Annotated in this window: 18 protein-coding genes; 11 read left to right on the forward strand and 7 right to left on the reverse strand. The window is 50.0% G+C overall.

The annotated features are described in order from the left end of the window. Positions 1–41 precede the first annotated feature (41 nt). The 5 genes from hyi to AOC34_RS05040 all read left to right on the forward strand — a co-directional run bounded on the left by hyi (position 42) and on the right by AOC34_RS05040 (position 4372). A complete protein-coding gene (gene hyi / locus AOC34_RS05020; protein ID WP_108469046.1) occupies positions 42–818 on the forward strand; it encodes a hydroxypyruvate isomerase in 777 nt (258 codons plus the stop codon). 126 nt (positions 819–944) lie between these two features. Next, positions 945–1859 (forward strand): 2-hydroxy-3-oxopropionate reductase, encoded by a 915-nt coding sequence (gene glxR, locus AOC34_RS05025; protein WP_267895157.1) that lies wholly within the window; start codon positions 945–947, stop codon positions 1857–1859. Positions 1860–1916: 57 nt separating this feature from the next. Beyond that, on the forward strand, positions 1917–2504 hold the full coding sequence (locus AOC34_RS05030; RefSeq protein ID WP_108469048.1) for a YqiA/YcfP family alpha/beta fold hydrolase: 588 nt from the start codon (positions 1917–1919) through the stop codon (positions 2502–2504). A 321-nt stretch (positions 2505–2825) separates the two neighbouring features. Beyond that, complete coding sequence (locus AOC34_RS05035) at positions 2826–3407, forward strand: HNH endonuclease (protein WP_407675568.1); 582 nt, start codon at positions 2826–2828, stop codon at positions 3405–3407. 131 nt (positions 3408–3538) lie between these two features. Then, positions 3539–4372 carry a DUF3108 domain-containing protein gene (locus AOC34_RS05040; RefSeq protein ID WP_234408158.1) on the forward strand — a complete coding sequence of 278 codons (834 nt, stop codon included), beginning with the start codon at positions 3539–3541 and terminating at the stop codon, positions 4370–4372. Here the strand turns inward: AOC34_RS05040 and AOC34_RS05045 are convergent. The 6 genes from AOC34_RS05045 to mltG are packed head-to-tail and all read right to left on the reverse strand — an operon-like array spanning position 4335 to position 9289. Beyond that, positions 4335–4853 (reverse strand): transporter, encoded by a 519-nt coding sequence (locus tag AOC34_RS05045; RefSeq protein ID WP_199908325.1) that lies wholly within the window; start codon positions 4851–4853, stop codon positions 4335–4337. The genes AOC34_RS05040 and AOC34_RS05045 overlap by 38 nt on opposite strands. A 55-nt stretch (positions 4854–4908) precedes the next feature. Continuing rightward, positions 4909–5622 (reverse strand): ankyrin repeat domain-containing protein, encoded by a 714-nt coding sequence (locus AOC34_RS05050; RefSeq protein ID WP_108469050.1) that lies wholly within the window; start codon positions 5620–5622, stop codon positions 4909–4911. Continuing rightward, entirely contained in the window at positions 5619–6407 is a 789-nt protein-coding gene (locus AOC34_RS05055; RefSeq protein ID WP_108469051.1) for a TatD family hydrolase, read from the reverse strand. The genes AOC34_RS05050 and AOC34_RS05055 overlap by 4 nt, the downstream gene beginning before the upstream one ends. Positions 6408–6462: 55 nt before the next feature. Beyond that, entirely contained in the window at positions 6463–7608 is a 1146-nt protein-coding gene (locus AOC34_RS05060) for a DNA polymerase III subunit delta' (protein WP_108469052.1), read from the reverse strand. Beyond that, positions 7581–8234 carry a dTMP kinase gene (gene tmk / locus AOC34_RS05065; protein WP_234408044.1) on the reverse strand — a complete coding sequence of 218 codons (654 nt, stop codon included), beginning with the start codon at positions 8232–8234 and terminating at the stop codon, positions 7581–7583. Before tmk ends, AOC34_RS05060 begins: the two co-directional genes overlap by 28 nt. Continuing rightward, complete coding sequence (mltG, locus tag AOC34_RS05070) at positions 8234–9289, reverse strand: endolytic transglycosylase MltG (RefSeq protein WP_108469053.1); 1056 nt, start codon at positions 9287–9289, stop codon at positions 8234–8236. Before mltG ends, tmk begins: the two co-directional genes overlap by 1 nt. A gap of 73 nt (positions 9290–9362) precedes the next feature. On the opposite strand from mltG, the gene ygfZ reads away from it, so the two are divergent. Both ygfZ and AOC34_RS05080 read left to right on the forward strand, forming a co-directional pair. After that, positions 9363–10325, forward strand: coding sequence for a CAF17-like 4Fe-4S cluster assembly/insertion protein YgfZ (gene ygfZ, locus AOC34_RS05075; RefSeq protein ID WP_108469054.1), 963 nt, complete (start codon positions 9363–9365; stop codon positions 10323–10325). Between the two features lie 17 nt (positions 10326–10342). Continuing rightward, positions 10343–11200: an NRDE family protein gene (locus AOC34_RS05080; protein ID WP_108469055.1), complete on the forward strand. Its 858-nt coding sequence runs from the start codon at positions 10343–10345 to the stop codon at positions 11198–11200. An 11-nt stretch (positions 11201–11211) separates the two neighbouring features. Here AOC34_RS05080 and AOC34_RS05085 read toward each other — a convergent pair whose 3' ends face one another. Continuing rightward, complete coding sequence (locus AOC34_RS05085) at positions 11212–11694, reverse strand: PaaI family thioesterase (RefSeq protein WP_108469056.1); 483 nt, start codon at positions 11692–11694, stop codon at positions 11212–11214. A gap of 70 nt (positions 11695–11764) precedes the next feature. Here AOC34_RS05085 and AOC34_RS05090 point away from each other — a divergent pair, with 70 nt between their 5' ends. Genes AOC34_RS05090 through AOC34_RS05105 form a run of 4 tightly spaced genes read left to right on the forward strand, consistent with a single transcriptional unit; the run spans position 11765 to position 14521 of the window. Then, a complete protein-coding gene (locus AOC34_RS05090) occupies positions 11765–13225 on the forward strand; it encodes a protein adenylyltransferase SelO (RefSeq protein WP_108469057.1) in 1461 nt (486 codons plus the stop codon). A 36-nt stretch (positions 13226–13261) separates the two neighbouring features. Beyond that, positions 13262–13666 (forward strand): peptide-methionine (R)-S-oxide reductase MsrB, encoded by a 405-nt coding sequence (msrB, locus tag AOC34_RS05095; RefSeq protein ID WP_108469058.1) that lies wholly within the window; start codon positions 13262–13264, stop codon positions 13664–13666. A gap of 16 nt (positions 13667–13682) precedes the next feature. Continuing rightward, complete coding sequence (locus AOC34_RS05100; protein ID WP_108469059.1) at positions 13683–14234, forward strand: septation protein A; 552 nt, start codon at positions 13683–13685, stop codon at positions 14232–14234. Next, positions 14231–14521, forward strand: a complete 291-nt coding sequence (locus tag AOC34_RS05105; protein ID WP_108469060.1) for a BolA family protein — start codon at positions 14231–14233, stop codon at positions 14519–14521. The genes AOC34_RS05100 and AOC34_RS05105 overlap by 4 nt, the downstream gene beginning before the upstream one ends. Positions 14522–14586: the final 65 nt, after the last annotated feature.

Consider the following 14586-nt stretch of genomic DNA (forward strand, 5'->3'; position numbering starts at 1 on the left):
CCATTTGAGTTTTGATTGTTTGAATTTGATAAGGAATAGGAATGCCGAAGTTTGCTGCCAATCTCACAATGTTGTTTAATGAAGTTCCATTTATGGAGCGCTTTGATAAAGCTGCAGCAGCCAACTTCAAGGCAGTGGAGTTCCTCTTTCCGTACGCATTTCCGGCCGCTGATATTAAGGCAAAGCTCGATCAAAACAAACTGACTTTGGTGCTGCACAATTTGCCCGCAGGAAATTGGGAGGCGGGTGAGCGCGGTATTGCCTGTCTACCGGACCGCATTGAGGAGTTTCGCAAAGGTGTTGCGAATGCAGTGGAATATGCTACTGCACTCGGCGTGTCGCAAGTGAATTGTTTGGCTGGAAAAATGCCTGAAGGTGTTGCACACAATGTCCTGCGGACTACCTTTATTGATAACCTAAAGTACGCTGCCGCTGAGCTGAAAAAGGCCAACATCAAGCTGCTGATTGAGCCCATCAATACCTTTGATATTCCTGGCTTCTTCTTATCTGGAACGCAGCAGGCCATCGATATCATCACTGAAGTTGGCTCTGATAATCTATTTTTGCAGTACGACATTTACCATGCGCAGCGCATGGAGGGCGAGCTGGCCAATTCGATCCAGAAGCACCTTTCTAAAATTGCTCATATTCAGCTCGCTGATAATCCTGGCCGTAACGAACCTGGCACCGGTGAAATCAATTACGCTTACATCTTTGCCATGCTCGATCGTATTGGTTATGCCGGCTGGATTGGCTGCGAATACAAGCCTGCAGCAACAACTGAAGCGGGCTTGGGTTGGTTTAAGCCCTTCGCTTAAATTTGCTACTGCCATATTGATTAGCTAGTTTGGCATTCCAATTAAGAATAGGGTTCTGCTCTTGCGAGATAATTTGCATTTGTAACCCCACAAACCCGAACAATAAAATCCATCACCTCAAATAGGATAACTACCATGTCACAACTCAAAATCGGTTTCGTCGGTCTTGGCATTATGGGCGCGCCCATGGCTGGGCATTTAGTTGCTGCAGGCCATACGGTGTATGTCAATACGCGCAGCAAGGTGCCTGAGACAATTGCAAAATCAGCAGCGATTCAATGCGCAAGTCCAGCGGAAGTTGCTGAAAAGGCCGACATCATTTTTACGATGGTTCCAGATACGCCGGACGTCGAGCGTGTTCTGTTTGGCGATAAAGGCATTGCCAGTGGTTTAGCCAATGGCGGCAAAGGTAAAGTTGTTGTGGACATGAGCTCCATATCGCCGATAGCTACAAAAGAATTTGCAAAGAAGATTAATGCACTAGGCGCTGATTATCTCGATGCCCCAGTCTCTGGCGGCGAAGTCGGCGCAAAAAATGCAACCCTGTCGATCATGCTGGGCGGAGATGAAGCAGTCTTTACACGCGTGAAGCCCGTACTGGAATTGATGGGCAAGAACATTAATTTGGTTGGCGGCAATGGCGACGGTCAAACGGCTAAAGTAGCCAATCAGATTATTGTGGCCCTGAATATTGAAGCCGTTGCTGAGGCGCTTCTGTTTGCCGCCAAAGCTGGTGCTGATCCTGCCAAAGTACGCCAGGCATTAATGGGTGGCTTTGCGAGCTCCAAAATTTTAGAAGTGCATGGCGAGCGCATGGTCAAGCGGACTTTTGATCCTGGATTTCGGATTGAGTTGCATCAAAAGGATTTAAATCTGGCGCTCAATAGTGCTCGCGCATTGGGTGTTTCCTTACCCAATACCGCCACCGCCCAAGAGTTATTTAATTCCTGCTCAGCCCATGGCGGTAAAGCATGGGACCATTCGGCCATGGTGCGCGCTTTAGAAAAACTGGCTAACTTTGAAATAGGCCAAAAAGCCTAATTCTTTATTCCTAGCTTGACCTAAACCAGTAATGGATTCGGTTGCATAATATGCAGCATGAATTCACTACTGGTTGTTTACCTCCACGGTTTTCGTTCCTCCCCGCGCTCAAGTAAAGCGCAGATGACTGGCGATGCCATCGCGCATCGCGCGGAGCAGGGGGCTTCCATCGAATGGTATTGCCCACAATTGCTTGCCTCCCCACGTGAGTCCATGGAAATGGTTCAACGCCACATCGATACTGCTAAGGCGGATCGATTAACCGTGATCGGCTCTTCCTTGGGTGGTTTTTATACCAACTACCTTGCAGAGCGCTATGGCTGCAAAGGCATCGCCTTAAATCCGGCCGTGAGAGCAGGGCGGGAACTAGCGCCCCATGTAGGCATGATGACGGCCTACGATAGCGAGGAGCCTTTTGACTTTCGGGCTGAATACATTGATGAGCTTAATCGCATGCAGGTTGAATCGATTACGCATCCTGAGCGCTATTTACTCTTGGCTGCCACCGGTGATGAATTGCTCGACTGGCGGGAGATGGCCGCCTTTTATCCAGGTGCCCAGCAGATCATTATTCAAGGTAGTGACCACGGCATTGCTAATTACAGCGATTACTTGGACGCGGTAATCGACTTCGCTTGTGATTAATTTGAATAGCTCATTTTATGAGCTTCTAGATTGACATACTGCACTCTTGAGCAATAAGCGCATTAGCGCGAAGAGAGGAGCAGATCATGCAAACCCTAAAACTATTTTTTATCTGGCTGGTCTTTGCCGAAAAGCAGGGCGAATGGCAGCGCTCTGAGTGGATTTGCCGTAATCGAATTGAGTGAGCAAATCCCAATGGGATAGGCAAATGATTGCCCTATAGGGTCAATTGCAGTGCGTTGATCGCCCCCGGAATTTTCTGTAAGATGGTTGTCATGCAGTGATGCGATGATTTATGCCATTACAGAGAGAGGAGTGGTTGTGCTGAGCATCTTGAAGCTAGACGCCGGCGGTATTCCACAATGCTGGATAAATGCGGAAGAAGCGACAAAACAATATGCAGACCAGAGCGTATTGTGGACACTGGGCGATCCGATCGCGGTCATGCGTGGCGGTATCTCGCGAGCTACTGGCAAGCAATCCATCATTGAGCTGCACTCCATCGTTGCCGTCAAAGGCTCGGCACGCATCAATCTATTCGATGTTGTGCCCGGCATCACGAAGCGTAAGTTGTACCGCCGTGATCGTGGCCTGTGCGCCTATTGTGGTGAACGCATTACCGAAAACGATGCTGAAGCGGAACACATTATTCCCAATAGCCGTGGCGGTAAATACACGTGGATGAATTTGGTTGTTTCTTGCAGGCCATGCAATCAACGCAAAGGCAATCGCACCCCTGAAATGGCGAACATGAGTTTGCTATATGCGCCTTATATGCCAAGCTTGTATGAGGACATGATCCTCAAAGGCAGAAATATTCTGGCCGATCAAATGGATTTTTTGGCCGCGAACTTACCCAAGAATAGCCGCCTGCTGGAAGGATTGTTCTGGGAGCAGTCCTAAGTCGTTTTAAGCCATTGTGGATTCTATTGGCAGCCTTAGTGCTGTCCCTAGTCGCGCACCTCATTTTATTTTTCTGGCTATGGCTGCTACCCACTGGCTCTTTGATTGCGCCCCCACAGGAATCGCCCTTTGTGGCCATCTTAAAAGAAGAGCCAGTCAAGCAAATCAAGATGGCTCGCTCCGCAAAAAAAGCAGTGCCGCAAGTAGGTAATTCTTCGAGTGAGATAGCAGTGCCAGCAGGAGTAGCAGCAGAGCAGGGTGGCGCCTTATTTGAGCAAGATGGGATGGCCTTTCGCCTTCCCGAGTCAGCTCTGCTGTATTACGACGCCTATGTCGACGGGCAGCAAGTACAAACGGGTGAAATCAAATGGATTGCGGATGACTCGGGATATTCGCTATCCATTACGATTCCCTATGCGTTTGTGGGTCCGTTTGTATTTGAGTCGAAAGGCAAGATTGATGCCTACGGTTTAGCGCCCTCGATTTACTGGGCGCAACGCGGCAAAAATCCCCCGCGGTTTTCACGCTTTGAGCGCAATGCGCAGGGCGGCCCGGTGATGTTCTTTTCTGAGAAGATGGATTTTTCTCCGCCCATACCACCAGGCACCCAAGATCGATTTAGCCTGATTTTTCAATTTGCCTCGCTCCTGAATGGTGACGGCAAAATTGATGAGGCGGGCACCATTCGGTCTATTCCGGTAGCGAGCTTTGACATGATTGAGCCGTGGCAATTCAAAAGCTATGGCGAACTTATTTCCGATGACGTGCCAAGTATGGGCGTAACCACCTTGCGCCACTATGAATTACTCGACCGACCCAGCAATAAGTTCAAGCGTCGCGTTGATTTATGGTTAGTGCGTGATTTGGACTGGTTGCCTGGCCGTATACGGACCACGGAGGCAAATGGCAGGGTGTTTGAACTGGTTTTTAAGCAGAAGGCGCCGCTGAGCCGGGCTTCCGAGTAAGCAGGGTGCCCATCATCGAATAGAGGGCTGCGCCGGACATGGACACCGAAAATACGCCCGAAAAGGAGATCAAAATGGGCAGTACTTGCCATGCACTGCTTAAGGGGTAATTGCCAAAACCCAAGGTGGTATACATCTCGCCAACAAAGTAAAACGTTTGCGTAATGCCTGGAAAGACAGAAAAAGCGACCAATACATAGGTCCACGCGATGATTTCAGTAATGTGGGTCAAGATGATCAATAAGATCGCTATGAAATACGAAATAAAGCTAGCGCCCGCCAAATGCGGTATGGACTTAAGGAAACGGTCTATGGCGTGGAATGCGCTAGCGATAACTAAAACTGCTACGCCATGGATGGTGAGCATGGCAGCCATGAATGCCACGATCAAATACAACTCAATGTTGTCACCAATATCCAGCTGGATTTGATGCAGCAATTCAGTTAGAGAAGGTAAGGTAGCCGTCGTTTCAGTGGACATTGATACGCCTAAATAACCAATCTATCTTATTTGACATAATAATGATTATACGCAATTATGACTTAGGGCCACCTGGGTATGGCTCGTTGTACAGCTTTTGCCAGCGGGCTCTTAAGCCCTTTTGAATCTCTTCTTGGTTAAACAGTTCTGCTACATCGATCGCTGAATAGCCCTGTTGATTACGTATCCGAATATCGGCGCCACGATCAAGCAACACGCGAACGAGCTGGATATTACCGGCTCGAATGGCCATCATTAAAGGGGTTGTCTCGTTGGGGCTTGGCGCATCAACTACAGCGCCTTTATCCAACAAGAACTGGGCAATTTCCAGATGACCATTAGTGGAGGCGTAATGCAGCGGCGTCCAACCAGACCGATTAACCGGCACTTCCTTTTGATTGACCAAGATTTTTACCTCAGGCAACAGGCCGTACAAGGCAGCAAACATCAATGGCGTCTCATTCGTTAAATTGGCCTGATTGAGATCAATTCCTTTGACATTAATGAGGTAATCCACTGTTTTGACTGAGTTTTCTTGAATCGCGACCATCAAAATAGGCATGCCGCGGGGATCCTTTTGATTGGGGCTCATACCCTTATCAATCAAGGTCTTGACCTCACGAACGTCATCAAATTTCGCTGCTTTGGTTATGGTAGCGATCTGCGAATCGGTTTGCGCCATTGCCCAATGTGGCATGGTGGTCAGCGATACAAATGCGATGCCCAGGATTACAGGCAAGGCCTGGATGCACTTCAGATTCAGAATCATGTTAATTGTCTATTTATTTGAAAACATTGAAAAAAATTACGCGTGGTATGTTCTGCAATCGCATCAACCGAGACGCCTTTTAGATCCGCAATGTAGCTTGCCACATGCGAGACCCAAGCGGGTTCATTGGTCTTGCCCCGATGCGGCATAGGGGCTAAATAAGGCGAATCAGTTTCAATCAGCATACGCTCCAAAGGCACCTGCCGACAGGTCTCCTGCAGGTCTTTTGCGCTTTTAAAGGTCACAATGCCGGAAAAAGAAATATAAAACCCCAAATCAATGGCTTGTTTAGCCACCTCAAGGCTTTCGGTAAAGCAATGCATTACGCCACCAATCCGCTCAGCACCCTCCTCTTTGAGGATCCGTATCGTGTCTTCAGAGGCTGAGCGGGTATGAATGATTAAGGGGCAGCCTGACTCGATTGCCGCCCGGATATGTGTCCGAAACCGGTTACGCTGCCACTCCATATCGGCATACGCGCGGTCAGCCATGCGGTAATAGTCCAGTCCGGTTTCGCCGATCGCTATGACTTTGGGGTGCTTTGCTGCCTCCACTAAAAAATCGACGGTCGGCTCTGGGGTATCTTCGTAATCGGGATGCACGCCAACCGAGGCATATAAATGGGGATGGGTCTCGGCCAATTGCCTTACCAATGGAAAGTCAGGGAGATCGACTGAGATGCAGAGTGCGTGGCTAACCTGAGCAGCTGCCATATTGGCAAGGACTTCGGGTAAGCGCTCGCGATACTCCGGAAAATCAAGGTGGCAATGGGAATCAATGAACATCCGTCCATTTTAATCGCCAGCGCCCTCCTCAGCCAACGGATTCAAAAGTTTGAGTTCAATCCCCAAAAATCTGCTGGTATTGCATGAGCAGGGATTCAAGCTGAATACGGGTGGCCAGTGGGTGGTTTTCATGGCGGCGCGCCTGGGTTACCCCTTTCCAAAGGCGCAAGAGCTTTTCAATACGGACTTGTTTTGCTAAAACCGCAATCGTTCCAGCATGCTTGGGATAAAAACGCACGGCATCAGCCTGCGCACTGCCTTGTAGGTCTGCTAGCCAGCGCTGCATCGAGGCGAGCAATACTGCAAACGATGCTTTATGGGTTTTTTCTGCCACATCCAGCCAATCGATACGAAGCCCTTGGGATAGGCCTTGCAATAAATAGCGCGAGGCCTGAATCGAAACAAAGAGCTCATCCTTCTCGTTTTGATCTTGCTTGGCCGATAGAAAATCCAGGGTCGCATAGGGCGCCCCGCCCTGCTCATAAAAAATGGTTTCCAGCTCATCATCCGAGACGGTGAGTTCGGGACGGGCTGCAATTTTCTGACGAAGCCATGCGAGACCACTTGCGCGATCCGGCGGTGGCAGAGCAATTAAACGGCAACGGGAGCGAATGGTCGGCAAGACACGATCAAGGCGGCTCGTTACCAATATAAAAATGGTGCTGCTCGGTGGCTCTTCTAAGGACTTTAATAAGGTATTGGCAGCATCTGCCCGCAATGCCTCTAAAGGGTAGACCAACACAACGCGATTGCCGCCGCGGTGCGTGCCGATTGCTAAACCTTCGATGGCCGATCGCGCTTCTTCAATGGCAATATTCTTCTTCTCTTTTTTTTCAGCGGAGTCACCCTCTTCGTCGCGCAGTAGTTTTGCTTTTTTACTGGGCGACGGATCACCATCGGCGCCCTCGAGTGCCTCATTTGGCATAAAGCGGCGGTGCGTCTCGGGGACCAGTGCAACGAAGTCGGGATGATTGCCGGTATCAAACCAGCGACAAGCCTCACAACAATTGCAGGGCTTATTATTTCCGCTTGGGGATGCCTCGCATAGCAGGGCTTTGGCAAGGGTCAGCGCAAAGTCTGCCTTACCAATGCCCGCCTGCCCATGGAGCAGTAAGGCATTCGGACATGCCTCTAGATCAATGCCATCCCACTGCGGCTGTAACCAAGGTGCAATCATCGTATCGCTAAAGGGGCTTGGCATAAGAAATCCCAGATTGCCTCTTGCGTCTGGGTAGCGTCAACCAATACAAAACGCTGTGGGTCAGCCTTTGCTCTACGCAGGTATTCCTGCCTGACCCGCTCAAAGAATGCCAGATCAAGCCGCTCAAATTTATCGGGTGTACGCGCTTTCGAGCGGCGCGCTTCCGCCACTGCTCCCGGCAAGTCAAATAAGAAAGTAATGTTGGGTTGCAATAGTTGCCCATTGTCTTGCTTTTGGACCCACTGCTCTAATGCATTGAGTTTTTCAATAGAGAGTCCGCGTCCACCACCTTGGTAGGCAAAACTGGCATCCGTAAAACGGTCGGACACCACAATATGCCCAGCTGCCAGTGCAGGGGCGATCACTTGTGCCACATGCTCACGGCGCGCGGCAAACATCAGCAAGGCCTCTGTTTCCAAATGCATCGGCGCCTCCAACAATAAAGCGCGGAGTTGCTCGCCTAATGCAGTGCCGCCTGGCTCACGCGTCAGCACTAAAGTCCGATTCGGGAAGCGGCTTTTCAGCAACTCACAATAGGCATTGATGTGGGTGCTTTTTCCAGCACCATCGATGCCCTCAAAGCTAATAAAAAATCCAGGCTCATTCACATTCATCGTGGGATCCATTACGGTGACGCTCTCTTTGCTGGCGCTTTAATGGCGCGCTGATATTGGTCAACGGCTTTTTCATGCTCAGCTAGCGACTTAGAGAAGTAGCTACTGCCATCGCCCTTGGCAACAAAATACAGGGCATCGCTTTTTGCAGGGTTGGCTGCTGCAAGGAGGGACTCCATGCTGGGAATCGCAATTGGGGTGGGAGGTAAACCTGTACGCATATAGGTATTGTATGGACTGTCACGGCGAAGATCTACTTTGCGTAGATTGCCGTCAAACTCTGGACCGATGCCATAAATCACCGTAGGGTCGGTTTGTAGGCGCATCCCTATTTTTAGACGATTGTGAAACACCGCTGAAATTTGCGCTCGCTCACTGGATTTGCCGGTTTCTTTTTCAACGATCGAAGCCAAAATCAGCAAGTCATATGGCGTCTTGATTGGACTTATATTAGAGGCGTTATTCCAAGCCTTCGCTAGATTTTTCTGCATCGCATCTGCTGCGCGACGATAAATGACGAGGTCGCTTTCACCGGGATCAAAAATATAGGTGTCCGGGAAAAAAAGCCCTTCCGCGTTGGCATGGCTCAAACCTACTGTTTTCGAGAACGCAGCAGAACCTAGTCCTTTGGTTTGATGATCCAAAGCGGGATGGCTATCTACGATTTGCCGTAGCTGCCATATCGGCGTTCCAGGCACAAAGGCGATCGATTCTTTAATGCTATCGCCTCGCGCCAACTTCAAGAGGATGGTCGCGGTACTGGCATCCAAGGGAAATAAATAGGTTCCGGGCTTCAGCTTGGCATGAACTAGCAATGCACGTGCTCCCAACTGAAACAGAATGCCATTGACCTCAATGCCTTGGCTACGGAGTTGCAGTGCAATACTCGCTACGCCAGACTTGGGATTGACTTTGGCGGTAAAGCCGCTTGGCCGAACGGGGTCATTGGCTGCAGATGGAACTACCCCCCATAAAAACAGGGCGCCAAAAAAGACTATGGCTAATAACGCCGCAATTCCGAAGAGTTTGAGGGGTAATGCCCAAAATGGAATACGTTTTCTTCGCATCAGGCTATGATAAAAGCGTCTAGACTATTTTTACTTAAATCCACGCCCTTTGGCACCTTTATAAGAACATTGCATGAACTCTGCCGCCGATCTCGCTGACTGGGGACTCATTATCGTTGAGGGCGATGATGCGGCTAGTTTTTTACAAAACCAGCTGACAAACTCTGTTTTGGGGCTTACTGCCGTTGCGTCGCCGGCCATTGCAAGCGGACCAGATGCAGTTCGCCTCGTTGGTTATTGCAGTCCTAAGGGTCGCTTAATTGCAAGCGCATGGCTTGGTCTTTTTTCAAAAGCGGATGGGACTAGCTGCTTTGGCTTGTTTATTTCAAAAGACATCGCAGCCAGCACCGCTAAGCGCTTAGGCATGTTCGTCCTACGCTCCAAAGTGACAGTCAAGGATGTCACAGCTAGTTGGAAGATTACTGGCTATTGCACCAGCGGCACGCTGGATACGTTGGAGGTCGATAAAACTGCCATCCTCCTGCGGCTACCGGATGTGATGACCGCCGGCGTTGCGATGCAACGCGTACTGATCGCAGAGCCCATTACTTCAGATCAAGCATCGGCCGAGGCCTCTTCGGAGGATGCCCAAATTCTGTGGCGCTCACTGGAGGTCATGAGCGCCATTCCTCGTATCGTTGCCGCAACCCAAGACCAATTTGTGCCCCAAATGGTGAACTTTGAGTCTGTGTACGGCGTTGATTTTAAAAAGGGGTGCTACCCCGGCCAAGAGATCGTGGCACGCAGCCAATACCGTGGGGCGATTAAGCGGCGCCTGCAGTTGGCCCACTGCCCCATCGATCAACTTGCAAACGCCCCCACCGGTCCAGGAAGCGAGATTTTTCATGCGGATGATGCGGGTCAGCCGGCTGGAATGGTGGTGCTTAGCGCTCCGAGCATTGCTAATGCCCGCCGCATGGACTTCCAAATTGAGATCAAAACCGAGCTGCAAGCCGGTGGCACTTTTCATCTTGGGGGTCCAGATGGCCCCATTTTGATGTTAGATCAGCTGCCCTACCCCCTGATCACAATTTAATCAGGCATAGTATTGCTATGTGCCTCATTCTCTTCGCCTGGAAATCCCATCCCGACTATCCATTGGTAGTCGCAGCAAATCGCGATGAGTTCTATGAGCGCGATACAGAAAAAATGGATTGGTGGTCTGAGCACCCCGAGCTATTAGCCGGTCGGGATCGGGCGGACGTCTTGGGTAGCCCAGGCACTTGGCTTGGGTTTACCAAATCAGGCCGCTTTGCCGCCTTGACCAATGTACGAGCGCCCAGTGAAAAAAACCCGGATGCACGAACCCGTGGCGAGCTATCGCTGATGTATCTGACGGGTGAGCATAAGCCCGATGGCTTCATTCAACACAATGCAAAACGCTTTGAGCAATACAACGGCTTTAATATGCTGATGGCTGATCTAAGCAATCCGAGCGATGCACAGATGCACTGGGTGAGTAATCGCATGATGCTTGGTCAATCGATTCGGCCGCGTAAAACCTTTCCGCAAAATGCGTTAGATGCAGGCGTCTATGGTCTATCCAATGCCATGCTGGATACCCCCTGGCCTAAAGTGACGCATCGGGTGGCTGCTTTTGCCCAAACTCTGGCAATGGACCAAGGCAATCTAAAACACGCCGATCAATACTTGCACTTACTTAGTGACAACCGGGTTGCGGTCGACCAAGAATTACCCAGCACCGGCGTCAGCAAAGAATGGGAAAAAGCCTTGTCCCCCGCATTTGTTCAGACCCCGATGTATGGCACACGCTCAAGTACGGTATTGCGCATTCGGAAAGACGGCGCCTTTGAAATGGTTGAACGCCGTTTTGATGCCAATGGCACCATTGGCCACGATGTAATTACCGGCGCGCTTACGAGTGCTTCCGGCTCAAACCTCTCGGTTTAACACGCTACGATTTACTGCGTGCGCTGATCGGGATTTATAACCCGCTCACCACTGGCATTACGCGTGGGCAAACGCCGCAAGTACTTAAATGTTCCAGTAGCCATGCAGCACACGCGGCCCTGATCGTCATATAACTTCGCTTCACAGAAGGCCATCGTCACACTGCGGTGCACAGTATCGGCTTTTACGCGCAGAACGCCATTGGCGGCTTGTAAAAAATTGGTATTGAGTTCAATGGTCACCACGCTGCGATCATCTGGATCGCCCGAGCGCGCAGCAACGGCCATGGCGACATCCATCAAGGTTAACAACACTCCGCCATGCGCTACTTCCCAGGTATTTTTATGCTCAGGCTTAATGGCCAGCAAAATCTCGCCGCTACCCATTTCCGCGCTAAGGCAACGGATTCCAAGTAGTTTTAAAAAAGGGACATCCAGCTCCTGACCTAGGTTGCTCAGTTTGGCGGCGGCGGTAAGTTCAGTTTGATTTGTCATATGCGGTGTAGGGCAATTGGTATAGTGGACTTCAACGTAAGGGGCTAAATACCCATAGAATAATGAACATATGGCATTTTCTCTTATCGGCGACGACACCTGTCAATTTATAGCCCCTACCCCCCTTCCCGATCCCTATTGGATTGCGGTTTCACCCGAGGCAGCTGAGCTCGTTGGCATTTCCTTAGACTCAAATCAGTTGCCGCAGGATCCCGATTGGCTCGCAATATTGGCGGGCAATCCAGCAGAATTAGGTCAGCGCCTATTTTCAAAACCCATGGCTACCGCCTATAGCGGGCATCAGTTTGGACATTGGGCTGGTCAGTTAGGTGATGGGCGGGCCATTCTATTGGGGGAGCTAAACCACCAAGAGCTGCAACTAAAGGGTGCGGGTATGACACGCTACTCCCGCATGGGCGATGGGCGGGCCGTTCTGCGCTCATCCATTCGCGAGTTTCTATGCAGCGAGGCGATGCATGCTTTGGGCATTCCGACTACGCGCGCACTATCCCTCGTGGGCTCCAAGCAAGCAGTGCGGCGCGAAACAATGGAGACCGCAGCCGTTTGCTCCCGCCTTGCTCCGAGCTTTATTCGGATCGGTCACTTTGAGCACTATGCCGCCAATGGATTGCATGTGCGATTGCAGGAACTGGCTGCGTATTTAATCGAAGCACACTACCCCGAATGCAAGTCAAGCAACACTCCTTACCTAGCATTATTTAAAGCAATATCGGCGCGCAATGCGAAATGCGTTGCGCATTGGCAGGCAGTAGGGTTTTGCCATGGGGTTCTGAATAGCGACAACATCAGCGCCCTCGGCCTCACGATGGATTACGGCCCCTTTGGTTTTTTGGATCACACTGCCTTAGACCACATTTGTAACCACACCGATAGTGGCGGTCGTTATGCCTACCATCGCCAACCTAAAATCATGCACTGGAATATGGCCTGCCTTGCTAATGCCATGGTGCCGCTCGTGGAGATGGAGAGTCCGGGTCAAGATGCTGCAGAGATATTACGCGCAGCCTTGAGTGATTTTCCGCCCGAATATGAAGCGAAATGGTTGACCCTATTTCGGGGGAAGCTGGGTTTGCAGATTGACACCCCAGATGATATGGATTTAATTGAAGCGCTATTGCAGCTGATGCATGCCAATCAGGCTGACTTTACCAATGCATTTCGCAGTCTATCTAAAGTGCAAAAAAAGGATGCCCATTCCAATTGGCGTGATCAATTTTTAGATCGGGATGCGGCCGATGCCTGGTTAAGTCAATACCGCACACGTTTGCAGCAGGAATCAAACTCCGATGCAGAGCGGGCAGCGCAAATGAATTGCGTCAACCCGAAGTTTATTCTGCGCAACCATTTGGCCCAGCGCGCCATCGAGAATGCGCAGCAGGATGACTTCACTGAAGTGAATCGATTGCAACGCATTTTAAGTCGGCCGTTTGAAGATCAGCCTGGGTTTGAACAATACGCATTAGCACCATTACCCGATGAGGTCGTAACGGATCTCAGCTGTTCATCGTAAGAAAATACATCAGTCCACAATAAAGAGTGAGAAGCAATGAAAAAAACTAATGACGAATACCGCGCCGAGTTAAGCGATATCGAATACCGCGTCACGCGCGAAGCTGCTACGGAACGGCCATTTACTGGAAAGTATTGGGACCATTGGGAAAACGGCAAGTACCAATGCGTGTGTTGCGGCACCCCCTTGTTCGAGTCAGGCACCAAATTTGATGCTGGATGCGGATGGCCTAGTTACCATACTCCCTTGAATCCGGATGCCATATCGGAGCATCAAGATGGTGCTTATGGCATGGTCCGCACCGAGGTACGTTGCAGTAATTGCGATGCCCATTTAGGTCATGTCTTTACCGACGGTCCTAAGCCAACAGGCCTACGCTATTGCATTAACTCGGCATCCTTAAGCTTTGAACCCAGTAAAAACGTGGAATCGGGTCAATAAAAGCGATAATCACCACATGAAATTTTTATTCGATCTTTTCCCGGTCATTCTGTTCTTCGTCGCATTCAAGTTTGCCGACATCTATACCGCCACCATCGTGGCAATGGTTGCCACCATCGCGCAAATTTTATGGGTCTATTACCGTCATCGTAAAATCGATGCAATGCAGTGGATGAGTCTGGTATTAATTGTCGTTCTAGGTGCATTGACTATATTCCTGCAAGATAAAACATTTATCCAGCTTAAGCCAACTGCGCTCTACTGGCTATTTGCTGCCGGCCTATTTATTAGCGCCCAATTTTTCAATAAGAATTGGATTCAGGTGCTCATGGGTAAGCAGGTCACCCTTAAAGAAAATACGGCACGTAATACCTGGAGTCAGCTTAATTTAGCCTGGTCCATCTTCTTTTTCTTGATGGGCGGACTTAATCTTTATGTAGCATTTCAGTTTTCGGAAGATACCTGGGTTAATTTCAAATTGTTTGGAACAACTGCCCTGCTCATCGTCTTTGTCATTGCACAAGGATTTTGGCTCAGCAAACACATGGAAGAGGAAACACCCTCATGAGTAGAAACCAAGAGCGCATTGCTTCATTTTTGGTCGACCTCAAAGCCGCACTGCCAATTGATGAGATTGCAATTGAAGATGAAAGCCATTTGCATGCCGGGCATGCTGGCGCTGCTAGCGGTGGTGGCCACTTCAAACTGACCCTAATTTCATCGGCCTTTGATGGCCTAAATCGGGTTGCGCGCCACCGCCTGATCTATGCTGCTTTGAGCCGCCACATTCCTAATGAGATACACGCGCTGACCATTGAGGCCCATAGCCCTGCTGAGGCTCTTTTGCTGAAATAAGCCAAGCAGAGTTAAATCAAGCAAAATAAACCTATTACTATTAGCTACTCCTTTTATTACCTACC

The organism is Polynucleobacter difficilis (assembly GCF_003065365.1).
GTDB classification, from domain to species: Bacteria; Pseudomonadota; Gammaproteobacteria; order Burkholderiales; family Burkholderiaceae; genus Polynucleobacter; species Polynucleobacter difficilis.